Origin of the sequence: Amaricoccus sp. B4, from assembly GCF_043226085.1 — a bacterium.
Taxonomy (GTDB): domain Bacteria; phylum Pseudomonadota; class Alphaproteobacteria; order Rhodobacterales; family Rhodobacteraceae; genus Amaricoccus.
The window spans coordinates 1-23,723 of sequence record NZ_CP171225.1 but is presented as its reverse complement, the minus strand read 5'-3'; the positions used below and the strand labels follow the sequence as shown (position 1 = coordinate 23,723).

23 protein-coding genes are annotated in these 23,723 nt (G+C 66.4%); 8 read left to right on the top strand and 15 right to left on the bottom strand.

Annotation, left to right across the window (positions count from 1 at the left end; genetic code table 11):
• Nucleotides 1–141: 141 nt before the first annotated feature.
• On the bottom strand, nucleotides 142–975 hold the full coding sequence (locus ACF66B_RS00115; RefSeq protein ID WP_111428823.1) for a hypothetical protein: 834 nt from the start codon (nucleotides 973–975) through the stop codon (nucleotides 142–144).
• A gap of 193 nt (nucleotides 976–1,168) precedes the next feature.
• On the opposite strand from ACF66B_RS00115, the gene ACF66B_RS00110 reads away from it, so the two are divergent.
• The 6 genes from ACF66B_RS00110 to ACF66B_RS00085 all read left to right on the top strand — a co-directional run bounded on the left by ACF66B_RS00110 (nucleotide 1,169) and on the right by ACF66B_RS00085 (nucleotide 7,543).
• Nucleotides 1,169–1,633: a MarR family transcriptional regulator gene (locus ACF66B_RS00110; protein WP_111428824.1), complete on the top strand. Its 465-nt coding sequence runs from the start codon at nucleotides 1,169–1,171 to the stop codon at nucleotides 1,631–1,633.
• A 289-nt stretch (nucleotides 1,634–1,922) separates the two neighbouring features.
• Nucleotides 1,923–3,818: a biosynthetic arginine decarboxylase gene (speA, locus tag ACF66B_RS00105; RefSeq protein ID WP_392663603.1), complete on the top strand. Its 1,896-nt coding sequence runs from the start codon at nucleotides 1,923–1,925 to the stop codon at nucleotides 3,816–3,818.
• 16 nt (nucleotides 3,819–3,834) lie between these two features.
• Complete coding sequence (locus ACF66B_RS00100) at nucleotides 3,835–5,046, top strand: saccharopine dehydrogenase family protein (RefSeq protein ID WP_111428825.1); 1,212 nt, start codon at nucleotides 3,835–3,837, stop codon at nucleotides 5,044–5,046.
• Nucleotides 5,047–5,076: 30 nt separating this feature from the next.
• Nucleotides 5,077–6,240 (top strand): carboxynorspermidine decarboxylase, encoded by a 1,164-nt coding sequence (nspC, locus tag ACF66B_RS00095; RefSeq protein ID WP_392663601.1) that lies wholly within the window; start codon nucleotides 5,077–5,079, stop codon nucleotides 6,238–6,240.
• 148 nt (nucleotides 6,241–6,388) lie between these two features.
• Complete coding sequence (gene speB, locus ACF66B_RS00090; protein WP_111428827.1) at nucleotides 6,389–7,234, top strand: agmatinase; 846 nt, start codon at nucleotides 6,389–6,391, stop codon at nucleotides 7,232–7,234.
• Between the two features lie 111 nt (nucleotides 7,235–7,345).
• Nucleotides 7,346–7,543, top strand: a complete 198-nt coding sequence (locus ACF66B_RS00085) for a CsbD family protein (protein WP_111428828.1) — start codon at nucleotides 7,346–7,348, stop codon at nucleotides 7,541–7,543.
• A gap of 74 nt (nucleotides 7,544–7,617) precedes the next feature.
• Here the strand turns inward: ACF66B_RS00085 and cobU are convergent, their stop codons facing one another.
• Complete coding sequence (gene cobU, locus ACF66B_RS00080) at nucleotides 7,618–8,139, bottom strand: bifunctional adenosylcobinamide kinase/adenosylcobinamide-phosphate guanylyltransferase (protein ID WP_111428829.1); 522 nt, start codon at nucleotides 8,137–8,139, stop codon at nucleotides 7,618–7,620.
• A 197-nt stretch (nucleotides 8,140–8,336) separates the two neighbouring features.
• Between cobU and cbiB the strand changes: the two genes are divergently transcribed.
• Both cbiB and ACF66B_RS00070 read left to right on the top strand, forming a co-directional pair.
• Nucleotides 8,337–9,278 (top strand): adenosylcobinamide-phosphate synthase CbiB, encoded by a 942-nt coding sequence (cbiB, locus tag ACF66B_RS00075; RefSeq protein ID WP_111428830.1) that lies wholly within the window; start codon nucleotides 8,337–8,339, stop codon nucleotides 9,276–9,278.
• Between the two features lie 133 nt (nucleotides 9,279–9,411).
• Nucleotides 9,412–9,972, top strand: coding sequence for a hypothetical protein (locus ACF66B_RS00070; RefSeq protein WP_111428831.1), 561 nt, complete (start codon nucleotides 9,412–9,414; stop codon nucleotides 9,970–9,972).
• Here the strand turns inward: ACF66B_RS00070 and ACF66B_RS00065 are convergent, their stop codons facing one another.
• From ACF66B_RS00065 to dnaA, 13 genes are all read right to left on the bottom strand, one after another.
• The gene (locus ACF66B_RS00065) at nucleotides 9,973–10,629 is read right to left on the bottom strand and encodes a thiamine diphosphokinase (RefSeq protein ID WP_392663596.1); all 657 of its coding nucleotides are present in this window, start codon (nucleotides 10,627–10,629) and stop codon (nucleotides 9,973–9,975) included.
• A gap of 11 nt (nucleotides 10,630–10,640) precedes the next feature.
• The gene (locus ACF66B_RS00060; protein ID WP_392663594.1) at nucleotides 10,641–11,138 is read right to left on the bottom strand and encodes a CreA family protein; all 498 of its coding nucleotides are present in this window, start codon (nucleotides 11,136–11,138) and stop codon (nucleotides 10,641–10,643) included.
• A gap of 16 nt (nucleotides 11,139–11,154) precedes the next feature.
• Nucleotides 11,155–11,391, bottom strand: coding sequence for a DUF2842 domain-containing protein (locus ACF66B_RS00055; RefSeq protein ID WP_111428833.1), 237 nt, complete (start codon nucleotides 11,389–11,391; stop codon nucleotides 11,155–11,157).
• Nucleotides 11,392–11,504: 113 nt separating this feature from the next.
• Nucleotides 11,505–12,233, bottom strand: coding sequence for a sulfotransferase family 2 domain-containing protein (locus ACF66B_RS00050; protein ID WP_111428834.1), 729 nt, complete (start codon nucleotides 12,231–12,233; stop codon nucleotides 11,505–11,507).
• A 112-nt stretch (nucleotides 12,234–12,345) separates the two neighbouring features.
• A complete protein-coding gene (locus tag ACF66B_RS00045) occupies nucleotides 12,346–13,638 on the bottom strand; it encodes an adenylosuccinate synthase (protein ID WP_111428835.1) in 1,293 nt (430 codons plus the stop codon).
• A gap of 238 nt (nucleotides 13,639–13,876) precedes the next feature.
• The gene (gene serA / locus ACF66B_RS00040; RefSeq protein ID WP_111428836.1) at nucleotides 13,877–15,469 is read right to left on the bottom strand and encodes a phosphoglycerate dehydrogenase; all 1,593 of its coding nucleotides are present in this window, start codon (nucleotides 15,467–15,469) and stop codon (nucleotides 13,877–13,879) included.
• A 1-nt stretch (nucleotide 15,470) separates the two neighbouring features.
• Nucleotides 15,471–15,965, bottom strand: coding sequence for a GNAT family N-acetyltransferase (locus ACF66B_RS00035; protein ID WP_111428837.1), 495 nt, complete (start codon nucleotides 15,963–15,965; stop codon nucleotides 15,471–15,473).
• 18 nt (nucleotides 15,966–15,983) lie between these two features.
• Nucleotides 15,984–17,177: a phosphoserine transaminase gene (locus ACF66B_RS00030; RefSeq protein ID WP_111428838.1), complete on the bottom strand. Its 1,194-nt coding sequence runs from the start codon at nucleotides 17,175–17,177 to the stop codon at nucleotides 15,984–15,986.
• A 136-nt stretch (nucleotides 17,178–17,313) separates the two neighbouring features.
• A complete protein-coding gene (locus tag ACF66B_RS00025) occupies nucleotides 17,314–19,308 on the bottom strand; it encodes a monovalent cation:proton antiporter-2 (CPA2) family protein (RefSeq protein WP_111428839.1) in 1,995 nt (664 codons plus the stop codon).
• Between the two features lie 79 nt (nucleotides 19,309–19,387).
• Nucleotides 19,388–19,825, bottom strand: a complete 438-nt coding sequence (locus tag ACF66B_RS00020; RefSeq protein WP_111428840.1) for a VOC family protein — start codon at nucleotides 19,823–19,825, stop codon at nucleotides 19,388–19,390.
• A gap of 6 nt (nucleotides 19,826–19,831) precedes the next feature.
• A complete protein-coding gene (gene recF, locus ACF66B_RS00015) occupies nucleotides 19,832–20,923 on the bottom strand; it encodes a DNA replication/repair protein RecF (RefSeq protein ID WP_111428841.1) in 1,092 nt (363 codons plus the stop codon).
• Between the two features lie 130 nt (nucleotides 20,924–21,053).
• Nucleotides 21,054–22,172: a DNA polymerase III subunit beta gene (gene dnaN, locus ACF66B_RS00010; protein ID WP_111428970.1), complete on the bottom strand. Its 1,119-nt coding sequence runs from the start codon at nucleotides 22,170–22,172 to the stop codon at nucleotides 21,054–21,056.
• A 123-nt stretch (nucleotides 22,173–22,295) separates the two neighbouring features.
• Nucleotides 22,296–23,723 carry a chromosomal replication initiator protein DnaA gene (gene dnaA / locus ACF66B_RS00005; protein ID WP_392663589.1) on the bottom strand — a complete coding sequence of 476 codons (1,428 nt, stop codon included), beginning with the start codon at nucleotides 23,721–23,723 and terminating at the stop codon, nucleotides 22,296–22,298.

The window sequence follows — 23,723 nt, the reverse complement described above, 5'->3', positions numbered from 1 at the left end:
AAGATATCAAACTGATGCGCCACTTCAAATGAAATGCACAAATGTGCGCAGTGAATTGATAATGACGCTGCGGGCGGGCGGATTTTCCGGCCTCCGCCCCCCCCCCGAGCGAATGGCTGAAACCCCACAACCTGGGGGGAATTAGCGCCGCCCGGAATTTCCCCGCCCTGGCCGGAGCCGGAGGCCGCGGCGGTCGAGCGAGAGCACGGTCCCGTCAGGCAGCACGACCCGCTTGCGAATGCCGAGCGCCTGCGCCGCGGCACCGATCGTGTCGGCATTCATCTCGCGCATGGCCGTGCCGAGATCACTCGCACGGGCCGCACCACGCGCTGTGCCCTGCGACGCGCCCGCGGCGGCCCTGATCGGCACGAAATCATCGGGCCGGGCCCGGGGGGCAAGCGGGGGAGGTCCGACTGCGGCAACCGGGATCGCAAAGCGGCCCGCCGCGGCAGTGGCCGTCGGCAGGCCCGGATCGTCGGAGGCAAATGCCGGCGTACGTGGGGCGGCGGCGGCCATCCACGGCTCCGGAGGCGGCGACCCGAGACGGAGCGCGAAGAACCCCGCTCCGCCGAATGCCAGCAGCAGGATGGCGGCAGCAGCCGCGAGCCGGGGCCTTTGCGCCGCCCGCCGGCCGCGCAGAGGTACGGGCCGGATCGCCCGGGGCAGATGCGGCTGCGGGGGTGCAGCGGCCACCGACCCCCGCTCGCGCGCCGGAAGGTGGCGCACCAGACGCTCGAAGGGCACAGACGGCATGGAGGCCGCCTGTGGGCGATCCGGCTCGGCCAGGGCAGCGGCCGGTTGTGCCTTGGACAGAGGTTCGGCGCCGGCCTCCCGCGCGGCCTTCTCGGCGCGGGCCGCCAGGGCGACAGCACGGCGCGCCCGCGCCTCCTCGAGCCGTCGCGCGAGGGCTTCGGGGTCCATCAGCTCCGCGAGCGTCGGTTCATGCGCGAGGGCCTGTGTCGAGGATCTGTCCATGCACTCCGGCTTCGGGTCAAATCGGCTTCGGCCCTGATATCTAGCGCAGATCCGGACCTCAGGCCATCCATCGCCCCACGACAGCTCCACAACCGGCGAGCGCCTGCCGAGGCAGCCCGATTCCGTCTGTTGACAGTTGCGGGGCAAAATCAAAAGATGCTGCGCCTCTCTGAAAGCATGGCGGAGGATATCAATGACCGACAAGCTCCAGGAGATGCCGGGCCACCTGATCCGGCGTCTGCATCAGATTTCGGTCGCCGTGTTCAGCGAGCATGTTGCTGCCGCGGGTCTCAACCTCACGTCGGTTCAGTATGCCGCGCTGTCGGCGATTGCGGCGTCACCCGGCATCGATCAGGCGACGCTTGCCGGATCCATCGCCTATGACCGCGTCACCATCGGCGGCGTGGTGGATCGTCTGGTGCAGAAGGGGCTCATTGACCGGCGCACCAACGAACGCGATCGCCGGGCGCGTGTGCTGCACATCACGCCCGAGGGCGAAACCGTGCTTCGGGAAATCGAGCCCGTCGTCGCGGGGGTTCAGCGCGACATCCTCGTTGGCCTGAGCGAAACGGAACGCGCGACGCTCATCGCCCTGATGCGGAAGGCGACCGAGGCCGGAAACGAGCTCAGCCGCGCTCCGCGCATCGCCGAAAGCTGACCGTCACAAAAAATTCACGGGCCGCAGATCCCGACGCGCCTCTGGCACCATGACGACGCCCTCTGCGGCCCAGTTTGTCGCAATCCCGGCCGAATCTCGCGCTTCCGCAAGGCCACCCGGGCTGCGCGAAGAACCGCCATCGTCTCATCTCGGCTCGAAAAGGCATATTTTATCCCCAGATTTAGGCGCTCGAAGGGGGCGCCCTCTGTTCCTGCCCGCCAAGTTTGCGTTTATGTAGCGCCGCGGGCCGGAGGTCGTTGCAGTCCGGAAGTGAACGAGGGAGGAGCGAGTGACAACCCAGGATACGTCGCCGTATGCCATCTATGGGATCGATCGCTGGGGCAAGGGCATGGTCACGGTCATGCCGGACGGAGATATCGGCCTCCTGAACCCGACGAGCGAAACCAGCAAGGCCGTCAGCCTGCCGGGCATCATCCGGAACCTCGAGCGCCGCGGCATTCATACGCCCGTGCTGCTGCGCGTGAGCTCCTATCTCGAGCAGGGCATCCGCTCGATCAACGAGAGCTTCCGCACCGCGATCTCGCGCTCCGGCTATCGCGGCGTCTATCGCGGCGTGTTCCCGATCAAGGTGAACCAGCAGGCGCAGGTCGTGCAGCGCATCGTCGAGTTCGGCCGGCCCTACGGCTACGGGCTCGAGGCGGGCTCGAAACCCGAGCTCGTCATTGCGCTGAGCCGGACGCTCTCGAAGGACGCACTCATCGTCTGCAACGGGGTGAAGGACGAGGAATTCGTCCGCCTCGCTATCCTCTCCCGCAAGCTCGGCTTCAACACGGTGATCGTGCTGGAGAGCCCGAAGGAGGTCGAGACGGTCATTTCGGTCTCGCAGGATCTCGGTCTCGAGCCGCTCCTTGGCGTGCGTATCAAGCTCACCAACCGGATCAGCGGTGCATGGGCCGCAAGCTCTGGCGACCGCTCGACCTTCGGCATGAACTCCGACCAGCTCGTCGCCGCAATCGACCAGCTCCGGGAGGTCGGGCTGCTGCATTGCCTGATGCTCCAGCACTCCCATCTCGGCTCGCAGATCCCGGACGTGAACGATGTGCGCCGTGCGGTCAACGAAGCGTGCCGCTACTTCGCCGAGCTCACGCGCGAGGGCGTTCCGCTCACGCATCTCGATCTCGGGGGCGGTCTTGGCATCGACTACACCGGCGAGATGAAGGCCACCGAGAACTCGGTCAACTACACGGTCGACGAATACTGCCTGAACGTGGTCGAGACAGTGCGCTATTCGATGGATGAGGCCGGGCTCCCGCACCCCACGCTGGTGACCGAAAGCGGCCGTGCCGTGGTCGCGCTCTCCTCGATGCTCGTCTTCAACGTGCTCGAGGCGACCTATTTCGACGTGGAAACCGCCCCGGAAGTACAGGAGGGCGACCATCACCTGATATCCGACCTGGCCGCGATCGGCTCCTATCTCGTCCCCGAGCGGTTGCAGGAGTGCATCAACGACGCGACCTACTACCGGGACGAGTTGCGCGCGCTCTTCCGCCGCGGCTACGTCGGGCTGCGCCAGGTCGCCCGCGGCGAGCGGATCTATCTCCAGCTCATGTCTCGCATCAAGCGGCTTGCCGTTACCGCGGAGACGACCGCGGAGGTCGATGCCCAGCTCGAGCAGCTTGCCGACATCTACCACTGCAACTTCTCGCTCTTCCAGTCGCTCCCCGATGTCTGGGCGATCGACCAGCTTCACCCCGTGGTGCCGCTCCAGCGGCTCAACGAGGCACCCGACCGCCGCGCCGTGCTCTCTGACATCACCTGCGACAGCGATGGAAAGATCGACAATTTCATCCTGTCCGACGGGATCTCGCCGTCCCTGCCGGTCCATACGCTGACGGATCACGAATCCTACTATGTCGGCGTCCTCTTCGTCGGGGCCTATCAGGAAACTCTGGGCGATCTGCACAACCTCTTCGGCGACACCAATGTGGTGACCATCGAGCTGCGCGAGGATGGTGGCTTCGATCTCCTGCAGGAGGTCGAAGGCGATACCATTGCGGACGTGCTGAGCTATGTCGAATACGATCCGCGCGACTGCGTGGACGATTTCCGCCGGATCGTCGAGACCGCGATCTCCGAGGGCCGGCTGAATGTTACCGACCGCAAGACACTGATCGCGGCCTATCGCGACAGCATCAACGGCTATACCTATTACGAATCCCACTGATACCGGAGGGCGACCCATGGGCAAGACACTCGTGATCGGCGCGGGCGGCGTGAGCAACGCCTGCGTGAACAAGATGGCGATGAATGCCGATATCTTTACCGAGATCACCCTCGCGAGCCGGCGCAAGTTCAAATGCGACGAGATTGCCGAGGGCGTGAAGCATCGCACCGGCGTCGAGATCCGGACGGCGGAAATCGATGCGATGGATGTCGGCGCCGTCGTGGCCCTCATCAAGGAAACCGGCGCCGAGCTTCTCGTGAACCTCGCGCTGCCCTATCAGGATCTCGCGCTGATGGATGCGTGCCTCGAAGCGGGCATCCACTATCTCGACACCGCGAACTACGAGCCGCCGGAAGAGGCGAAATTCGAGTATTCCTGGCAGTGGGCCTATCAGGAGCGCTTCCGGGAGAAGGGCCTGACGGCGATCCTCGGCTCCGGCTTCGATCCGGGCGTGACCTCGATCTTCGCCACCTGGATCCGCAAGCACAAGCTTTCCGGCATCAGGCAGATCGACATCCTCGACTGCAACGGCGGCGACCACGGCAAGCCCTTTGCCACCAACTTCAACCCGGAAATCAACATCCGGGAAGTGACGGCCCCTGCGCGCCACTGGGAAGGCGGCGACTGGGTGGAATCGCCTGCCATGTCGAAAAAGGTACCGTACGACTTCCCGGGTGTCGGCGAGAAGAACATGTACCTCATGTATCATGAGGAGCTCGAAAGCCTGAAGACGCACTTCCCCGAGATCGAGCGGGCGCGCTTCTGGATGACCTTCGGGGATGCCTACATCAATCACGTTACCGTGCTGCAGAACGTCGGCATGACCTCGATCGAGCCGGTGATGCACAATGGCGTCGAGATCGTTCCGCTCCAGTTCCTCAAGACCGTTCTGCCCGATCCCGGAAACCTTGCGGAACTCACCAAGGGCAAGACCTGCATCGGCGACATTATTACCGGCCCGGCGCAGGACGGCGGCGAGGAGAAGACCTACTGGATCTACAACATCTGCGACCATGAGGAATGCAACCGCGAGGTCGGGTCGCAGGCGGTTTCCTACACCACCGGCGTGCCCGCCATGATCGGCGCGGCGATGGTGCTGAAGGGCATCTGGCGCGAGCCCGGCGTGTGGAACACCGAACAGCTCGACCCCGACGCCTTCATGGAGATGCTGAACACTCAGGGGCTTCCCTGGCAGGTCGAGGAAAAGCCCAGCCCCGTTTCCTTCTGAGATCGGAGGACTGATCCCTTGGCGGAGTACATGCAAACCCAGGCGGGCGATCCGGGTGCATTTCGCGATTTCGATCTCTCGCGGGTTCCGAGCCCCTGCTTCGTCGTCGACGAAGCGGCAATCCGGCGCAACCTGAGCATCCTCAAGGATGTCTCGGACCGCTCGGGCACGCATGTGCTCGCAGCGCTGAAGGCCTTCTCGATGTTCGCGCTCGCCCCGGTCGTGCGCGAATATCTTGCCGGCACCTGTGCCAGCGGGCTCTTCGAGGCCCGGCTGGCACGGGAAGAATACGGAGGCGAGGTCGCCACCTTCTGCGCCGGCTACAAGGCCTCGGAGATCGATGCGATCATCGCGCTTTCCGATCACATGATCTTCAACTCGCCGGCCCAGAAGGACCGGTTCCTGCCGAATGTCCGGGCAGCGGGGCGCAGCGTTTCCGTCGGGCTCCGGATCAATCCCGAACATTCCGAGGGCGAGATCGCCAAATATGATCCCTGCGCCCCGTGCTCCCGTCTCGGGATGCCCGTCTCGCAGCTCACTCCCGAAGCGCTCGAGGGCGTTGACGGGGTTCATATGCACACGCTTTGCGAGCAAGACTTCGAGCCGCTGGCCCGCACCTGGGAGGCGGTGAAGCCGACGCTCGCGCCCTTCTTCTCCCGGCTCAAATGGCTCAATTTCGGCGGTGGGCACCATATCACCCGCGCTGACTACGATCGGGAAGCCCTGATCGGTTTCCTGCGCCAGGTCCGCGCCGAGACGGGGCTTGAGGTCTATCTCGAGCCGGGCGAAGCGGTGGCGCTTGATGCCGGGATTCTCGTCGGTGAAATTCTCGATCTGCCGGTGAACGGAAAGCCGCTCGCGATCACGGACATATCCGCGACCTGCCACATGCCCGACGTGATCGAGGCCCCCTACCGCCCAGCCTTGCTTGGCGAGGCGGAAAGCGGCCACAGCTATCGTCTTGGCGGCCCCTCCTGCCTCGCGGGCGACGTCATCGGGGATTACACGTGGGCGCGCCCGCTTGCGATCGGGGATCGCTATGCCTTTCTCGACCAGGCCCACTACTCGATGGTCAAGACCAACACATTCAACGGCGTCCCCCTCCCCTCGATCGCGCTCTGGAACTCGGAAACGGACGATTTGCGCATGGTCCGCGAATTCGGATACGACGACTTCCGCAACCGCCTGTCATAGGCGCCGGAAGGCGGCCTTTGCCGCCAATCTGGGCGCGCGGTGCGCGCATATTTCTTTTGTTGGGCGGACGCGCTTTCGCGTCCGCCTGACTGCTCTCCAGGTTAGCAAACCTGTATGAAATCCTTCTGGAACGCCCGGAGCCTGTCCGATGAGCATCTTTCTCGATAGCGAACTGACCGAAGCCGAACGCCGCGAAGACGCCCGCTTCCGCATCATCCCCATGCCGCTCGAGCGCACCGTTTCCTATGGTTCCGGCACCGTGAACGGACCTTCGGCGATCATCGCGGCGAGCAACGAGCTCGAGCGCGGTACGGCCGGGTCCGAGCCCTGTGCGCGCGGGATCCACACCGAGGCGCCGGTCGACTGCTCCGGCCCCCTTCCCGAGGTCATGTCGCGCCTTGCCGCGCGCACCCGGGCGGCGGTGGAGGCGGGCAAGATTCCGGTGACGCTCGGCGGCGAACACTCGCTCACCTATGGCGCGGTGATGGGGGTGCTCTCCGCAACCCATCGTCCCCTTGGCATCGTGCAGGTCGATGCCCATGCCGACTTGCGCGTCGCCTATCAGGGCGAGGTTCATTCGCATGCCTCCGTCATGCATCTTCTCGCCGAGGAGGGGGTGAGGCTCGCGCAATTCGGCGTGCGGGCGCTCTCCTTCGTCGAGATGGAAAGTCGCCGCAGAAACAGGGTGTTTCACGTCGATGCTGAGGAGATCGTGACAAAAAACCTCCACGCGATCGACTTGCCGGAAGACTTTCCCGAGGATGTCTATGTCTCCTTCGACGTCGATGGGCTCGATCCGAGCGAGATGCCTGCGACCGGCACGCCCGTGCCCGGCGGGCTCTCCTATTATCAGGCGCTTCATCTGGTAGAAAACGCGCTCAAGGGCCGTCGCCTCGTTGGTCTCGACGTGGTCGAGCTCGCGCCAGATGGCAACGAGGCCTGGGACTTCACTGCGGCCCAGATTGTCTATCGACTGATGGCGCTCGGAGCATAGTTCACTTCTTTTTCCGTGATGGAACTTCGGCGCCTGTCGCGCATTTTATCTCCACTTGGCGGGCGGAAACGGTTCGCCCCGAGATTGAAAATGAACAGCAGGAGGCAAGTCATGAACTGGGATCAGGTCAAAGGGAATTGGAAGCAGTTTTCCGGCAAGATGCGCGAGCAGTGGGGTGAACTCACTGACGACGAGATTGCAAAGGCCGAGGGCAACCGTGAACAGCTCGTCGGTTTGATTCAGGCCAAATATGGCCGCTCGAAGGAAGAGGCCGAGCGCGAGATCGATTCGTGGCTTAACGCCGCCTGATCTCTCGGCGCTCGCTTGAAACCTAGACTTCAAGGCCCGGCTCTGCCGGGCCTTTTTGTTTCAACATGTTATGCCTATCCCTTGAGAGACAGGGCGAGGCCTGCCGCGACAAAATCGACATGCGGCACGGCAGCGGCGATGCGCTGGTTGAGGCGGCCCTGTTCATCGCGGAAACGGCGACCGAGAGGGGTTTCCGGGACGAGGCCGAGGCCGATTTCGTTGGAGACGAGAATGCAGGGGATCGGCTGTGCCTGCAGGGCGGAGACGAGATCTTCGGTTTCGGAAACGGGGTCGCGTTTGGCGAAGAATATGTTTGAAAGCCAAAGGGTTAGGCAATCGACCAGGATCACGTCCGCGTCGGTTGTCGTGGCAATCGCGTGGGAGAGGTCGAGCGGGGTTTCGAGTGTGCGCCAGCCTGGGCCGCGTTCGGCCTGGTGATGGGCGATGCGCTCGGCCATCTCGGCATCTCCGGCTTCGGCGGTGGCGATGTAAACCCTTGTTGCACCTGTAGATTCCGCAAGCGCCAGGGCATGCCGCGTCTTGCCTGAACGCGCGCCTCCGAGCACGAGGCGGTGGCCGAACCGAGCTTTTTCCATGCAGACCCTCCTGTCGCCCGGACCGCTTAGCGCGGCCGGCCGGCGAGGAAAACCGCGATATGGAATGCGTATGGAATGCATATGGAAACCGTATGGCAACCAAAGGCGTCGGGAATTGCCAGTGCACGGCTTGTGCCCGCCGCAGACATGGAGGATGCAGGGCCGGACACCGCCACGCCCTTGCCCTTGGAGCCCCCATGAACTGGCCCCTTGTCATGTTGATCGCGCTCGTCATCGAGTGGAGCTTCGGCTGGCCCGACGGGCTCTACCGACGCATCGGGCACCCTGTCACCTGGATCGGTCGGCTGATCTCCCGGCTTGATCGGGCCTGGAACCGGCCCGATCTCGATCCCGGCCGCAACCGCATCGCGGGCGCCGCGGCGGCGCTGCTTGTCATCGCCGCCGCGGTGCTGCCGGCGCTCGCCCTGACAGCCCTGCTGCCGGACAGCCTTCCCGGGCATCTGATCGCCGGGCTCCTTGCCGCGCCGCTGATCGCGGCGCGAAGCCTCCGCGATCATGTGGCCGCGGTGGGCGAGCCGCTTGTGCGCGGTGATCTGACCGGGGCGCAGATCGCGGTGAGCCATATCGTCGGGCGCGACCCGGAGCGGCTTGATGAGGCCGGGGTGGCACGGGCCGGGCTCGAGAGCCTTGCCGAGAATGCCTCGGACGGGGTGATCGCACCGCTCTTCTGGGGCGCGATCCTCGGGCTGCCGGGGATTGCCGCCTACAAGGCCATCAACACGCTCGACAGCATGATCGCCCATCGCACCCCCCGGCACGAGGATTTCGGACGCTTTGCCGCCCGCCTCGACGATGTGGTGAACCTGCCCGCCGCACGCCTCACCGGGCTCCTCTTCGCGCTTGCGGGCGGACGGCCGCGGCGCGCCCTCGATGTCATGCGGCGCGACGCCCCGAAGCACCGCTCGCCGAATGCCGGGTGGCCGGAAGCGGCGTTGGCGGCGGCACTCAACTGCCGGCTTTCGGGACCGCGCGTCTATCACGACCGGATCGCCCCCGAGCCCTGGATCAACGGCTCGGCCCCGGATCCCGCCGCGGACGGGATTCAGCGCGGTGTGAACCTCTATCGCCGGATGATCGCGCTCACGGCGGCGGCACTCTGCGCAATCGCGCTCGCCTGACGCGGCATCCCGGCCGGCCCGTCTTCGACCGGGGTTGTCGGCCTGCGAGTTCCAGCCTAAGTCCTGACGGGGCACGACTTCTGCCTCCCGACCCGAGCGTTCGGGCATAAGACATTCTGAGAGAGGGACCTCCATGAAATTTGCTTACGCCGTGACCACCGCCGCCATGCTGGCGCTGGCCGCCTGCTCGAATCTCGCCGGACCGCGGCCGCCGGTCAGCGAGCAGCTCATCACCGCAACCGCCACGATCGATTCCGTCAACAAGACCGACCGCATCGTGCAGCTGCATGACGACCAGACCGGTCAGGCCTACACGGTCTATGCCAATGACGGCATCAAGAACCTCGATCAGCTGACTGCCGGCGATGTCGTGGTCGTCGAGTATTACGACGCCACCGCCGTCTCGATGGCGACGGCCGACTCGCCCGAAGCATCTGCCGCCATGGTTGCCGGGGAAGCCCCGAAGGGCGCCCTTCCGGGCGGCATCGCGGTGCAGACCGAAACCATCGTCGTCGAGTTCCTCTCCTACAGCGATGGCATCGCGACCTTCCGCACGCCCGATGGCCTGACCCGCCGCACCGCGGTCAAGCCCGAGCTGCAGGACTTCGCGAGCAAGGCGCATCGCGGCGACATGATCCAGGTCACCATGACCGAAGCCGTCGCGATCTCGATCGCAAAGGCCCCGACGACCTGATCAGGGCGCGCCCTGAAGCAAGACCTCCGTCACCTGCGCGAGCAGGTGACGGGGCAGGATGACCAGCGCGCCCGGGCCATCGAAGCCCATGCGCATCGCGCCACCGAGCGCCATGTTCGAGGTGCCGATCTGGCCATCGGGCCGCATCGCGAGCCCCTCGATGGTCCAGCGCAGCCCTTCGGAAAGACATCCCGTGAGGGGCGCCATCGGGAAGATGGACACGCGGGTCCCTGCCGCCAGATCGAGCACGAGGGTGTCCCGGCAGTGAAAGCAGATGTCCTCGCCTCCGAGCAGCACGAGCGGCGCGCCCGCATGGCGCACCAGCGCGTTCATCGCCGCGAGATTGTGATCCGCCCGGCCGCCGAGAAACCCGAGGCCGAGCAGCAGCGGCGCCTCGATCGCGCGCAGGCATTTCTCGAGATCGGTGCTGTCCTGCTCGTCAATCCGGTGCACCGGATTGCCCTCGGCGGCAACGGCATCGGCATCGGCGGAATCCATGTCGCCGATCACCGCGAGCGGCCGGATCGCGCGGTCTGTCAGATGCGCCACGCCGCCATCCGCGGCAACAAACCCGGCGGTGAGGCCGATGGCCTCCTCGATGTCCTCCGCCGCGACCGGCCCGCCCCCGATCAGGGCGAGCGGCCGCGGGGAGCGCACGAGCGGCACCCTCATTCGGCGGCCGACTGCCCGGTTTCGGGATCGGCGGCGGTCCAGTCGCGGACGACCACGGCCGAAAGCGAGTTTTTCGGCGAACCGTCGATCATCTTGTCGGAATAGGTGAGATAGACCAGCGTGTTCCGTTTCTTGTCGAAGAAGCGGACGACCTGGATGCGCTTGAAGAGGATCGAGGCGCGGCGGCCGAAGACCTCCTCGCCATCCTCCAGCTCATCGCGGAACTTGATCGGCCCGGTCTGGCGACAGGCGATCGAGGCATCCGAGGTATCTTCGGCAAGCCCGAGGCTGCCGGAGATGCCCCCGGTGCGGGCCCGGCTCACGAAGCAGGACACGCCCTCGACCTTGGGGTCGTCGAAGACCTCCACCACGATGCGGTGATTGGCGCCGAGCAGCTTGATCGCAGTGGTAACCTCACCAACCTCTTCGGCAGCGGCGGGCACGGCGGCAGCGCCTGCGAGCGCCGCGGCGAGGCAAAGGGATTTCAGCATCATGTCTCCTTTGGAGGCGCTATTTCCGGGGCCTCTCGCCGTTTTCCGCGTCCGGGTCGGCCCGTCCAACGCCGAGGAAGACGAAGCGCAGCGGCAACATCCAGAGGAAGCCGAGACCGGCGAAGATCAGGAGCTCCCAGAGCACGCCGGGGCGGTCGAACATCGCGACGAGATTGACGGCGAGCACGATGTAGAGCGGGAGCCAGACGAGCAGGGCCACCAGCGAGAGACGGCGGCGCGCCTTGTAGGACAGCATGGTTTTCCTCTCCCGTTCCGGCCCCGGCCTTGCCCGGCCGCGCTCCGCAACGTGGTGCGGCGGGGCCGGGGTGTCAATGTGTCGGGGGCCGATTCAGGGCCGCTTTCGGGCGATCAGACCGTGGCCGGGCGGCTGTAGCGGAAGGCCTCGATCTCCTTGCGGCACAGGAGGCCAATGATCGCCTCCTCGTCCGGGCCGATCAGGCTTTCGCGCGGCGCGACCTTCGGGCGGTAGCTCCCCTTGGCATTGATCGCCTTCATGTCGTCGTGAATGTTGTGCGGCAGGCCGATGCGGGCGCTGATCCGGCCGAGGTCTTCCGCGAGATGCTCGTAGCGCACGACATCGTCGGTGAGGAGCTCGTCGCCGGCGGTATAGATGAGCCAGTTCTCGTTCACGAAGTCGGCGCGGTAGCGGATGAAGCGGGCCAGATCGGCGACACCCAGGGTTTCGCGGTAGCGCGGCCGCATCTTCATCGTCCAGTGATAGCGGCTGACCATGCGGTCGAACGGGTTCCGGACGATGGTGAACTTGAAATAGCTGTTCCAGATCTCCGCGCCGAGCCGTTCGCGGATCTCGACGCCGGTCATGTGCTCGGTGAAGCGGGCGGGCCTGCGGCGGCGCGTGATCCAGCGGAGGTAATCGCCGGCGCCGAAGCTCGAGAGCGGCATCTCGTGATTCTGGGCGCGCCTGGCGGAGTGTTCGGTGCGGGCGGCCTCGTCGTAGTTGATCGGCGTCAGGATGTCGTCGGGGCCGCAGTATTTCGAGAGCGCGATCTCGAGCGAGGTCCCGGCGGTCTTCCGGGTCTTGAGGAAGATGAACCTGTGCCTGTGCGATACGATCATGCCCGTCCCTTCCCTGCTCCGATCGCGCGTATTGGCGTTACGCGAGTGATACCGGAAGGGGATTTCGCGCCGCAACACGAAAGTCGCGGCGCGGCGCCGTATCGCCGACGGCTCAGCCGGCGAAGGGATCGGTGACGAGGATGGTGTCCTCGCGCTCGGGGCTGGTGGAGAGGAGCGCGACCGGGCACTGGATCAGCTCCTCGATGCGGCGGACATACTTGATCGCCGCGGCGGGCAGCTCGGCCCAGGAGCGCGCGCCGGCGGTGGTCTCCGACCAGCCCGGCACCGTCTCGTAGATCGGCTTCACCCGCTCCTGCAGCGCGGCCGCCATCGGAAGGTGGTCGATGCGCTTGCCGTCAAGCTCGTAGGCAACGCAGATCTTGAGCTCCTCGAAGCCGTCGAGCACGTCGAGCTTGGTGAGCGCGATGCCGTTCACGCCGCTGGTGGTGCAGGTCTGGCGCACCAGCACCGCATCGAACCAGCCGCAGCGCCGCTTGCGCCCCGTCACGGTGCCGAATTCGTGGCCGCGCACGCCCAGCCGCTCGCCATCCTCGTCGTGCAGCTCCGCCGGGAACGGGCCCTGCCCCACGCGCGTCGTATAGGCCTTCACGATCCCCAGCACGAAATCAACCGCGCCCGGGCCCATGCCGGTCCCGGTGGCCGCCATGCCCGCGAGCGTGTTGGAGGAAGTCACATAGGGATAGGTGCCGAAATCGATGTCGAGGAGCGCCCCCTGCGCCCCCTCGAAGAGGATGCGCTTGCCCGCGGCGCGCGCCTCGGCGAGTTCCTTCCAGACGGGCGCGGCATAGGGCAGGATCTGCGGCGCGATCTCGAGCAGCTTCGCGCGCAGCTCGGCCCGGTCCACCGGCTCGGCGCCGAGGCCCTTGCGGAGCGCGTCGTGGTGGGCGAGCAGCCGGTCGAGACGCGTGTCGAGCGTCGCTTCGTCGGCGAGGTCGGCGACGCGGATCGAGCGCCGCCCGACCTTGTCCTCATAGGCCGGTCCAATGCCACGACCGGTGGTGCCGATCTTGGCCTTGCCAGCCGCCTCCTCGCGAATCAGGTCGAGATTCTGATGCAGCGGCAGGATGAGCGGGGTATTCTCGGCGATCAGCAGGCTCTCGGGGCTGATCTCGACGCCCTGCGCGCGCAGCTTCCCGATCTCGGCAATCAGGGCCCAGGGATCGAGCACAACACCGTTGCCGATCACCGAAAGCTTGCCCGACCGCACGATCCCCGAGGGAAGCAGCGAGAGCTTGTAGGTGACACCGTCGATCACCAGGGTATGGCCCGCGTTGTGGCCTCCCTGGAACCGCGCGATCACATCCGCCCGCTCCGAGAGCCAGTCGACGATCTTGCCTTTGCCCTCGTCGCCCCACTGGGCGCCCACGACAACCACGTTAGCCATGATATCCGGTGCTCCATGCCGTTACGGGGGACGTATAGCGGTCCCCAACGGCGGCCGAAACCTTCATTTTCAGGCAGGAGCCGACCGACGGGTCAAGCTCCACCCTGAAAAGGTCTTCATATGGGCAGAAACCCTATCGAGCAGACAGGGGCCCCGGCCAACAGGCCGGGGGAGACTGGTGTGCGGCCAACGGGCCGCACCGCTTGGGTCCGCCGGATGGCGGACCCTCCGGCCGAGCTCAGAAATTGAGCGCCTTGGCCTGACGCACCTGCGGCAGCTCGCCGATGGCCTTGAGCGCCTCCGCACTGACTTCCTCGTCGACGCCGAGCAGCGCGATGGCCTCGCCGCTCTTCTCGCCGCGGCCGAGCGCGAAGGTCGCGATGTTGATGCCCAGATCCCCGAGCTTGGTGCCGAGCGCGCCGATGTAGCCCGGCATGTCGGTGTTGGTGGTGTAGAGCATGTGGAGCATCGGCTCGGCTTCGAGGTTGATGCCCTTGATCTGGATGAAGCGCGGCTTGCCGTCCGAATAGATCGTCCCGGCGACGGAGCGGGTATGCGCCTCGGTCGTCACGATCAGACGGATGTAGGAGCCGAAGGCGCCCTGGGCATCCTTGCGGGTTTCGGCGATCTGGACGCCACGCTCGCGGGCAAGGACCGGGGCGGACACCATGTTGACGCCACCCTCGCCGACCAGCGGCTTCAGGAGACCGGCCGTCAGGGCGGCGGTCAGCGGCTTGAGGTTCAGCTCGCCCACATCGCCGACATACTCGATCTCGATTTCCGTCAGCGGGTGCTCGGTGACCTGACCGGCAAAGCTCCCGAGCATGCCGGCGAGATCGACCCAGGGCTTCAGGACCGGGGCTTCCTCGGCCGTCACGGACGGCGCGTTGAGCGCGTTCGAGATCGCGCCGGTCACGAGATAATCCGCCATCTGTTCGGCGACCTGAAGCGCCACGTTTTCCTGCGCTTCCGTGGTCGAGGCGCCGAGATGCGGGGTGCAGATGACGTTCGGCGCGTCGAAGAGCACGTTCTCGTTGGCGGGCTCGACGGAGAAGACGTCGAAGGCGGCGCCGGCGAGATGGCCGGATTTCAACGCTTCGGCCACGGCCACTTCATCCACGAGGCCGCCACGGGCACAGTTGATGAGGCGGGCGCCCGGCTTCATCCTGGCGATCTTCTCGGCCGAGAGCAGGTTCGCGGTCTTCTCGGTCTTCGGCAGATGCAGCGTCACGAAATCGGCGCGCGCGAGCAGGTCATCGAGTTCCTCGACGCGCTCGACACCCATGGATTTCGCCTTCTCGGCCGACAGGAACGGGTCGAAGGCGATGACCTTCATCTTGAGCCCGATCGCACGGCTCGCCACGACCGAGCCGATGTTGCCGGCGCCGATCAGGCCCAGGGTCTTGCCGGTGATCTCGACGCCCATGAACTTCGACTTCTCCCACTTGCCGGCGCGGGTCGAGGCGTCGGCGGCCGGGATCTGGCGCGCACAGGCGAACATCATGGCGATCGCGTGTTCCGCGGTGGTGATCGAGTTGCCGAAGGGCGTGTTCATCACCACGATGCCCTTTGCGGAGGCGGCGGGAATGTCGACGTTGTCGACCCCGATGCCGGCGCGGCCGATCACCTTGAGATTGTCGGCCCTGGCGATCAGCTCCGCGGTCGCCTTGGTGGCCGAGCGGATTGCGAGACCGTCGTAGTTGCCGATGATCTCGGCGAGCTTCGCGGCGTCCTTGCCGAGCTTGGGCTGGAAATCGACCTCGACGCCGCGATCCTTGAAGATCTGTACGGCTGCATCGGAAAGGGCGTCCGAGATGAGAACCTTGGGCATTTCAGTCTCCTTGGCGCCAGTTGGCGCGGGTCAGTTCGAACACGAAGCAGGGGTCCGTGCCGAACGTCTGTTGTCTGACGAATTCGAAGCCCAGCCGCCGGTAGAACCGGTGGGCCTCGGTGTTGGTCGCTTGCGGATCGATCAGGATCGACCGAACCGCCAGGTCCGCGAAGCAGCGCCGGAAGGCGGCCCGCATCATCTTTGTGCCGAGGCCTCGGCCCGTCTCCGCGCGCTCGCCGATCCAGATGTCGATGGCGCGCAGGTTCGGGCCGCAATCGCCCCAGTAATGCGCTTCCTCGAGGGCGGGATCGATGATCTGCATGAAGCCCCTGGGCTCACCGTCCACCTCCGCGATCAGCAACGCGCGCCAGGGAGCGGGCGTAGAGATCATCTCCTCCCAGCCCCAGCCGCCGGCACCCGACGCCACGACATGGGGCTGGGTGTCCCAGTGCCGGAGCGTCGGAATATCGGCCATGGTCGCGTCACGCAGGCGCATCGGACCGGCTTGCTTGGCCTAGAGGTCGGCCTTGGCCGCGGCGAAGGCCCAGTCGAGCCAGGGGGTGAGTGCCTTGATATCGGCCGTCTCGACCGTCGTGCCGCACCAGATCCGGAGGCCCGGAGGCGCATCGCGGTAACCGCCGATATCGTAGGCCGCATCATCGGCTTCGAGGAGCTTCACCATCTTCTTGGTGAAGTCGCGCTGCGCGGCCTCGTCGAGCGCCGTGATCTCGGGATCGACGATCTTGAGGCAGACGGAGGTGTTCGAGCGCGCGGCCGGATCGGCCACGAGGTTCTCGACCCAGGGGGTCGCATCGACCCAGGCCTGCAGCGCGGCGGCATTGGCGTTGGCGCGCGCGATGGTGTCCTGCACCGTGCCGAGGTTTTCCATCCACTCGAGCGCATCGACGCAATCGGCGACGCAGAGCATGGAGGGCGTGTTGATCGTCTCGCCCTTGAAGATGCCCTCGATCAGCTTGCCGCCCTTGGTGAGGCGGAAGATCTTCGGCAGCGGCCGGGCGGGCGTGTAGCTCTCGAGGCGCTCGACGGCGCGCGGGCTCAGGATCAGCACGCCGTGTGCTGCCTCGCCGCCCATCGCCTTCTGCCAGGAGAAGGTCACCACGTCGAGCTTGGCCCAGTCCAGATCCTGCGCGAAGGCGGCCGAGGTCGCGTCACAGAACGTGAGCCCCTCGCGATCGGCGGGGATCCAGTCGGCGTTCGGCAGGCGCGCGCCGGAGGTGGTGCCGTTCCAGGTGAAGCAGATGTCGGCGTCCTTGCGGACCTTGGAGACGTCGGGCAGCGCGCCGTAGCCGGCGGTCAGCACCTGGCAGTCGTCGAGCTTGAGCTGCTTGGTGGCATCCGTCGCCCATCCCTGGCCGAAGCTCTCCCAGACCAGCATGTCGACGGGGCGTGCGCCCAGCATCGACCACATGGCCATCTCGAAGGCCCCGGTGTCGGAGGCGGGCACGATGCCGACCTTGAAATCGGCGGGAACGCCCAGGAACTTCGCCGTACGGTCGATCGCGTCCTTGAGCTGCGCTTTCGGTTTCGCGGCACGGTGCGACCGGCCAAGGAAGGCCTTGGCAACGACAGCCTCGGCGCTCCAGCCGGGCCGCTTCGGGCAGGGGCCGGAAGAGAATTCGGGACGTGCCGGTTTTGTCGTGGGTTTCGGGGTCGCGGTGAGAACCGCGTCAGCGGAAGTTTGGCTCATGCGCCAGCTCCGTGTTCAGGGTGAGGTTACCGAGCCCGCCCCGCTCACCCTCGTCCGGGGTCGCGCCCGGAGCTCGGATAGTCGATTCTCGCACATCTGCCAAGCGGATTTTTTCGGCATCCGACGAAAGTCTGGATCAGTGCACGAGCCCCGCTCCGGGCTTGCGATCCCCCACCTCGGTGGGGAGCGGCGGCGCCACGATCGGTTCGCCCTCCGCGTCCTCCTCGGCGGCGTCCGCTGCGGAGCGCGCCAGGGCCGCGGCGCGGGTGCGCGCCTTCTCCGCATCGCGCTCGGCCTTGTCCTTGCCCGGCGTGCCGGCGGCGAGCTGGCCGCGCAGGACGGCCTCGATCGCGGCATTCTGCTCGCGGGATTTCTCGATATAGGCCGTGTTGCGGTCGAGCGGCGTCTTCGGATCCCAGAGCTCGGCGAGTTCGGCGAGCATGTGGCGGTCATAGTCGAAGAATGCCTGCGCCACGCGCTCGACCTCGTCATCGGAATAGCCGAGGGCGGCGAGCGCGTATTTGCCCGCACGCACGCCGCTGTCAAAGACCTCGCGCACGCTTTCGTCGGCGCCCGCGGCATAGAGGGCATAGACGTGGTGGCGGTCGCGGGCGCGGGCGATGATCTCGACATTCGGATGCGTCGTCTTGACATAGCGCGAGAGCCGGACGGCGACGTCCGGGTCGTCGACCGAGAGGACGATGGCGCGGGCATTGGCGAGGCCCGCGGCTTCGAGCAGCGCCGGCCTGTCAACTTCGCCGTAGAAGCCCTTGATTCCGAAGCGTCGCATCCGCTCGATGGTTTCGGGCCGGCTGTCGAGCACGACGGTCTTGTGGCCGAGCCCCATCAGCATGCGGTTCACGATCTGGCCGAAACGGCCCATGCCGGCGATGATGACGGTGCCCTGCTCGTCGATCTCGTCCTCGGGCTTGCGCGGGCCGGCAGCGATGCGGCGGATCAGGTTGTCGTGGATCATGAAGAGCGCCGGGGTGAAGAACATCGAGAGCGAAATGACGAGGAGGATCTCGTCGGCCCGCGCGGCCCCGAGCGCGTTGCTCTGGGCGGCGTAGCTCGTGAGGAAGAAGCCGAACTCTCCGGCCTGCGCGAGCGAGAGGGTGAAGAGCACCCGGTCGCGGCCGGTGATGCCGAACACCACGGCCAGCGCGAACAGGATGGTGAATTTCAGCGCCATGAGCGCGACCACAAGGCCGATGGTCTGGAAGGGTTCGGCGCGGAGGAGGTCGAGGTTCATGCTGGCCCCGACCGTGATGAAGAAGAGGCCAAGCAGCAGGCCCTTGAAGGGCGCGATGTCGCTCTCGATCTGATGGCGATATTCGCTGTTGGCAAGCATCACGCCGGCGAGAAACGTGCCGAGCGCGGGGGATAGCCCGAGCAGGCCCATGACCACGGCGATCGCGAGGATGAACATGAGCGTCGCGGCGATGTGGATCTCGTGGAGGCCGGACATGTTGAGAAAGCGGAAGAACGGCCGGGGCAGATAGCGCCCTGCCATCACCACCAGAATGATCGCTCCGGCCACGAAGAGCGCGCGCATCCACCCCGCCATGTCGATCACGCCCTCGGCGGCGTGACCCTCCGCATGGCCGCCGCCGGCCGTGCTGAGCGCAAGCAGCGGAATGATGGCGAGGAAGGGCAGCGCGGCGATGTCCTGAAACAGCAGGACGGAGAAGCTCGCCCGGCCGCCTTCGGTGCGGTTGAGGCGTTTCTCGTTGAGCGTCTGCATCACGATCGCGGTCGAGGAGAGGCTGAGGATCATGCCCACGGCGACCGCCTCGTTCCAGGGCAGGCCCAGGGCCTGACCGACAAGCGCGATCGCCGAGAGCGTCGCGAGAACCTGGAGACCGCCGAGACCGAGCAGCCGCTGACGCATCTGCCAGAGGGTCGAGGGTTCGAGCTCGAGGCCGATCAGGAAGAGCATCAGCACGACGCCAAACTCGGCGTAATGGCGCAGATCCTCGGCCTCGGAGCCGACGAGACCCAGAACAGGCCCGATCACCACCCCTGCCGCAAGAAACCCGAGAACCGAGCCGAAGCCGAGACGCTGGCTGATCGGAACGGTCACGACGGCGGCGATGAGATAGAGCAGGATCTCCTGCAGAATGGACTGCATGCGCGTATTTCTCCTCTGGATACGCGCAGTTTAGGGGGCGCTGCCGCCGGAATGCAATTCGCCAGACGCGATTGCCCGTTCAGCCGGAGGAGGATTCCGGCAGCGTGAGCGTTCCATCGGAAGAGAGCGGCCAGAACGGGTTCATCGCGACCTCCCAGACATGGCCGTCGGGATCGGCGAAATAGCCGGAATAGCCGCCCCAGAACACCTTCTCGGGCCGCTTGAGCGCGGCCCCGCCCGCCGCAAGCGCGAGGGCGAACGCGGCATCGACCTCCGCTTCGGTGGCGAAGTTGCGCGCGAGTGTCATCGCGCCCGTCCCGAGGGCCGCGTCAGGCCGCCCCTGATCGGCGGCAAGGGCCGAGCGGCCGAAAAGGCCGAGCACCTGACCGGTGAGCTGGAAGAAGACGACGCCCTCGCCGGCCTCGGCCACCCGCAGGCCGAGCGCCTCGTAGAAGGCGTGCGACCGTTCGAGATCCGCGACCCCGAGGGTGACAAGCGTGATCCCCTGACCGAACATCCACCACTACTCCCTTGAAACGGCAGAAATTCCGCCGGTTTCGGTGACCGCGAGGAAGAGCGCCCTGCCGGCAAGCTCCTCGAAGAGCTCGCGCCCTGTGCCGGTGAGCCAGGCCTGCGCCCCGAGCGCGGTCACGGCATCATAGAGAGCCGCCCGGCGGCCTGCGTCAAGATGCGCGGCAACCTCGTCGAGGATCAGGAGGGGCGGCGCGCCGAAATCCTCGGCCACCGCATGGGCATTGGCGAGCACAAGGCTGATGAGGAGCGCCTTCTGTTCGCCGGTGGAGCAGAGCCGCGCGGGCACGCCCTTGGCCGCGTAGGTGGCGCCGAGATCGTCGCGGTGGGGCCCGAGCAGGCTGCGGCCTGCGGCCATGTCGCGGGGGCGGCCCGCGCGGAACGCGTCGGCGAGATCGGCTTCCGCCTCGGGCGCATCGCTCTCGAGGGCAAGGCTCGCCGCCGGAAAGGCGCCCGGTGCGGGGGCCGCAGCGATGCGGGCGAGCGCAGCGCGGCGGTTGGCGCCGAGACGCGCGCCGGAGGCTGCCATCTGCGCCTCGATCGCCTCGTACCAGGCCTGGTCGCGCACCCCGTCTCGCAGGAGCCGGTTGCGCTCGCGCAGCGCCTTCTCGTAGCCGATTGCGGCATCGCCATGGTCGGGCATGAGGCTGAGCGCGATGCGGTCGAGGAAGCGGCGGCGCTCGGCCGCGCTCTCCATCCAGAGCCGGTCCATCGCGGGCGTGAGCCAGAGCAGGCGCGCGACATGGCCGAGCGCGGCCTGGGGCGCGGACTTGCCGTCGATCTCGACGAGGCGGCCGGGGCCTTCCGACCGGATCTCGATCTCGTGGCGGCCATCGGGCGCGGTGAGCCCGGCGGTGATCTTCCAGCCGATGGCCTCGGGGCGGCGGGCCATGTCCTCGGCTGCGGCCCGGCGCAGACCCCGGCCCGGCGAGAGCAGCGAGACCGCTTCGACGAGATTGGTCTTGCCCGCGCCGTTCGGGCCGAAGATCGCGACGGGTCGGCCATCGAGCGCCAGATCAAGGCTGCGATGCGAGCGGAAATGCGAGAGGCAGAGCCGGTCGAGGGCAAGAGACGGCGGGGTCATTGCGCACCGGAGGCCGGGGGGCTGCAAACGCCGCGCATGAGCGCCCTGCCCCCAACGGGACACGCACACACCCGAGCGGGCTTCAGGTCTTCACAGCGGATCTTGGCAGACAGGATGCGATGCCGCGCCGTCACACCCGCATGGGCATGACGACATAGACGGCGGTCTCGTCATTGCCCTCGCGCATGAGCGTCGGCTGGGCCGGGCTGTCGAAGAGGAAGACCGCGTTCTCGCGATCGACCTGGCCGGCGATCTCGAGGAGGTATTTCGCGTTGAAGCCAATCTCGAGCGGCTCGTCGGCATAGGCGACCGCAAGCTCCTCGTCGGCCGCGCCACTGTCGGGGGAATTGACGGAAAGCACCAGCCGGTCCTCGTCGAGCGCCATCTTCACCGCGCGCGAGCGCTCGGAGGAGACGGTCGCCACACGGTCGACGGCCTGGGCGAAATCGGCGGCATCGACCTCGAGGCGCTTGGTGTTGCCCGAGGGAATGACGCGGGCGTAATCCGGGAAGGTGCCGTCGATCACCTTGGAGGTGAGGGTCACGTCGGGCGTTGCGAAGCGGACCTTGGTCTCGCTCACCGAGACGGCGATGGTCATCTCGTCATCGTCGAGGAGCTTCCTGAGCTCGCCCACGGTCTTGCGCGGCACGATGACACCGGGAAGCTCGCGCGCATCCTCCGGCAGCTCGGCATCGATCTGCGCCAGACGGTGGCCATCGGTCGCCACGCAGCGCAGCACCGGGCCGGACGCCGCGGTGGCGGCATGCATGTAGACGCCGTTGAGGTAGTAGCGCGTCTCCTCGGTCGAGATGGCGAATTTCGCCTTGTCGAAGAGGCGGCGCAGCACGGGCGCCGGGCAGCCGAAATTGCAGGAATATTCGCTCGAGGCCATGATCGGGAAATCTTCCCGCGGCAGCGTCGCGAGCGAAAAGTGCGAACGGCCCGCCCGCACCTCGAGCCGGCCGCTGAGCCCGTCGTCGGAGAGCTCGACCATCGCCCCGTCGGGCAGCTTGCGGACGATCTCGTGAAGGGTGTGGGCCGAGACGGTGGTGGCGCCGGCCTTGTTGACCATGGCGGGCGCGCGGTCGATCACCTCGATGTCGAGATCGGTGGCGCGGAAGCTCACCTTGTCGCCCTCGGCCTCGATCAGGACATTGCCGAGTATGGGTATGGTATTGCGTCGCTCGACAACCGATTGGGCCCGGCTCATGGCGCGGAGGAGGGCGCTGCGCTCCATACTCAGTTTCATCATGTCCACCGTTGCGACGATCCGTTCCGCGATCCCGTTACGGTTGCGCGGAAGGCGAAGTTACCGATTTGAACGGAAAGGGCAAGCACCGAGCGGCCGGAAACGGCGCAATCCCGCCCGAATTCACGCTTCGAGCATGCGGCGCAGCAGTTCGACATCCTCGGCGATCTGGCTGTCGGTCACGCGGAGCTCCTCGATCTTGCGGACGGCATGAATCACCGTCGTATGATCCCGGCCGCCGAACTTGCGGCCGATCTCCGGCAGGCTGCGCGAGGTGAGCGTCTTGGCAAGATACATCGCTACCTGACGCGGCCTTGCGACCTGGCGGGCGCGGCGGGCCGAGAGGAGATCGGACATGCGGAGGTTGTAGTGATCGGCCACCTTGCGGATGATCTCGTCGACGGTGACCTTGCGCTCGGAGAAGCGCAGCAGGTCGGCGAGGCATTCCTGCGCCATGTCGAGATTGATCTCGCGGCCGACGAGGCTCGCGAAGGCGAAGAGGCGGGTGAGCGCGCCTTCCAGCACGCGGACGTTGGAGCTGATGCGGTGGGCGAGGAATTCCACCACCCCTGCCCCGATCGTCACGCCCGGATTCTGCTCGAGCTGGGCTTCGGCCTTGGCCTGAAGGATGCCGAGACGAAGCTCGTAATCGGTCGGATGCAGGTCCACCACGAGGCCCCACTGGAGGCGGGACTTGATGCGGTCCTCAAGCCCGTCGATCTCGCCCGGCGCACGGTCGGCGGAGATGACGATCTGCTTCTTCTGGTCGATCAGGGCGTTGAAGGTGTGGAAGAATTCGTCCTGGGTCGAATCCTTGCCGGCAATGAACTGCACGTCATCGACCATCAGCATGTCGACGGAGCGGAACATCTCCTTGAAGCCGTGCATGTCCTTGAAGCGCAGGGCGGACACGAAGCGGTACATGAACTGTTCGGCGGAAAGGTAGAGCACGCGCGCCTCGGGGCGGCTGTTGCGAACCTCCCAGGCGATCGCATGCATGAGGTGCGTCTTGCCGAGGCCGACGCCGCCGTAGAGGAAGAGCGGATTGAAGGTCACGGCCCCGCCCTCGGCCACGCGGCGCGCGGCGGCATGGGCGAGCTCGTTCGGCTTGCCGACAACGAAATTGTCGAAGGTGAAGCGGCCATCAAGCGGCGAGGTCGGCAGATCGACATCGGCCGCCGTCTCGTGCTCGTGAACCGGCGCCGGCCGCGGCGCAACCTCGGGCGCCCGCGCTGCAGGCGCGCCGCCCCCGGCCGCGGCACGGAGCTGCACAGGGGCCGCCTCGACGGCGAATTCGAGCCGGCTCACGCGCAGGCCGCGATCGGCGAGCAGCGTGCAGACCCGGTCACCGAAATGGCGCTCGACCCAGTTTCCGATGAAGCTCGTCGGAGCGGAGAACCGGCCGACCCCATGCTCACAGCCATGGAAGGTCAGCGGCTCGATCCAGTTCTGGAAATTGTCCCTGCCGATCTCGTCCCGAAGCCGACCCCTGATCTCAGTCCAAATGTCGGCGGCGGGGTCCATTTCGCGGGAAACTTTCTGAGGCTTCAT

What these genes read in the sequence shown, in the direction of transcription:
- recF (WP_111428841.1), bottom strand. Translation starts at nt 20,923, where the DNA reads ATGACCCCGCCGTCTCTTGCCCTCGACCGGCTCTGCCTCTCGCATTTC.
- ACF66B_RS00050 (WP_111428834.1), bottom strand. Translation starts at nt 12,233, where the DNA reads ATGATCGTATCGCACAGGCACAGGTTCATCTTCCTCAAGACCCGGAAG.
- cobU (WP_111428829.1), bottom strand. Translation starts at nt 8,139, where the DNA reads ATGGAAAAAGCTCGGTTCGGCCACCGCCTCGTGCTCGGAGGCGCGCGT.
- ACF66B_RS00035 (WP_111428837.1), bottom strand. Translation starts at nt 15,965, where the DNA reads ATGCGCCTGCGTGACGCGACCATGGCCGATATTCCGACGCTCCGGCAC.
- ACF66B_RS00060 (WP_392663594.1), bottom strand. Translation starts at nt 11,138, where the DNA reads ATGATGCTGAAATCCCTTTGCCTCGCCGCGGCGCTCGCAGGCGCTGCC.
- dnaN (WP_111428970.1), bottom strand. Translation starts at nt 22,172, where the DNA reads ATGAAACTGAGTATGGAGCGCAGCGCCCTCCTCCGCGCCATGAGCCGG.
- ACF66B_RS00115 (WP_111428823.1), bottom strand. Translation starts at nt 975, where the DNA reads ATGGACAGATCCTCGACACAGGCCCTCGCGCATGAACCGACGCTCGCG.
- ACF66B_RS00030 (WP_111428838.1), bottom strand. Translation starts at nt 17,177, where the DNA reads ATGAGCCAAACTTCCGCTGACGCGGTTCTCACCGCGACCCCGAAACCC.
- cbiB (WP_111428830.1), top strand. Translation starts at nt 8,337, where the DNA reads ATGAACTGGCCCCTTGTCATGTTGATCGCGCTCGTCATCGAGTGGAGC.
- ACF66B_RS00110 (WP_111428824.1), top strand. Translation starts at nt 1,169, where the DNA reads ATGACCGACAAGCTCCAGGAGATGCCGGGCCACCTGATCCGGCGTCTG.
- serA (WP_111428836.1), bottom strand. Translation starts at nt 15,469, where the DNA reads ATGCCCAAGGTTCTCATCTCGGACGCCCTTTCCGATGCAGCCGTACAG.
- dnaA (WP_392663589.1), bottom strand. Translation starts at nt 23,723, where the DNA reads ATGAAGCCTCAGAAAGTTTCCCGCGAAATGGACCCCGCCGCCGACATT.
- ACF66B_RS00100 (WP_111428825.1), top strand. Translation starts at nt 3,835, where the DNA reads ATGGGCAAGACACTCGTGATCGGCGCGGGCGGCGTGAGCAACGCCTGC.
- ACF66B_RS00055 (WP_111428833.1), bottom strand. Translation starts at nt 11,391, where the DNA reads ATGCTGTCCTACAAGGCGCGCCGCCGTCTCTCGCTGGTGGCCCTGCTC.
- nspC (WP_392663601.1), top strand. Translation starts at nt 5,077, where the DNA reads ATGCAAACCCAGGCGGGCGATCCGGGTGCATTTCGCGATTTCGATCTC.
- ACF66B_RS00045 (WP_111428835.1), bottom strand. Translation starts at nt 13,638, where the DNA reads ATGGCTAACGTGGTTGTCGTGGGCGCCCAGTGGGGCGACGAGGGCAAA.
- ACF66B_RS00085 (WP_111428828.1), top strand. Translation starts at nt 7,346, where the DNA reads ATGAACTGGGATCAGGTCAAAGGGAATTGGAAGCAGTTTTCCGGCAAG.
- speB (WP_111428827.1), top strand. Translation starts at nt 6,389, where the DNA reads ATGAGCATCTTTCTCGATAGCGAACTGACCGAAGCCGAACGCCGCGAA.
- ACF66B_RS00070 (WP_111428831.1), top strand. Translation starts at nt 9,412, where the DNA reads ATGAAATTTGCTTACGCCGTGACCACCGCCGCCATGCTGGCGCTGGCC.
- ACF66B_RS00025 (WP_111428839.1), bottom strand. Translation starts at nt 19,308, where the DNA reads ATGCAGTCCATTCTGCAGGAGATCCTGCTCTATCTCATCGCCGCCGTC.
- ACF66B_RS00020 (WP_111428840.1), bottom strand. Translation starts at nt 19,825, where the DNA reads ATGTTCGGTCAGGGGATCACGCTTGTCACCCTCGGGGTCGCGGATCTC.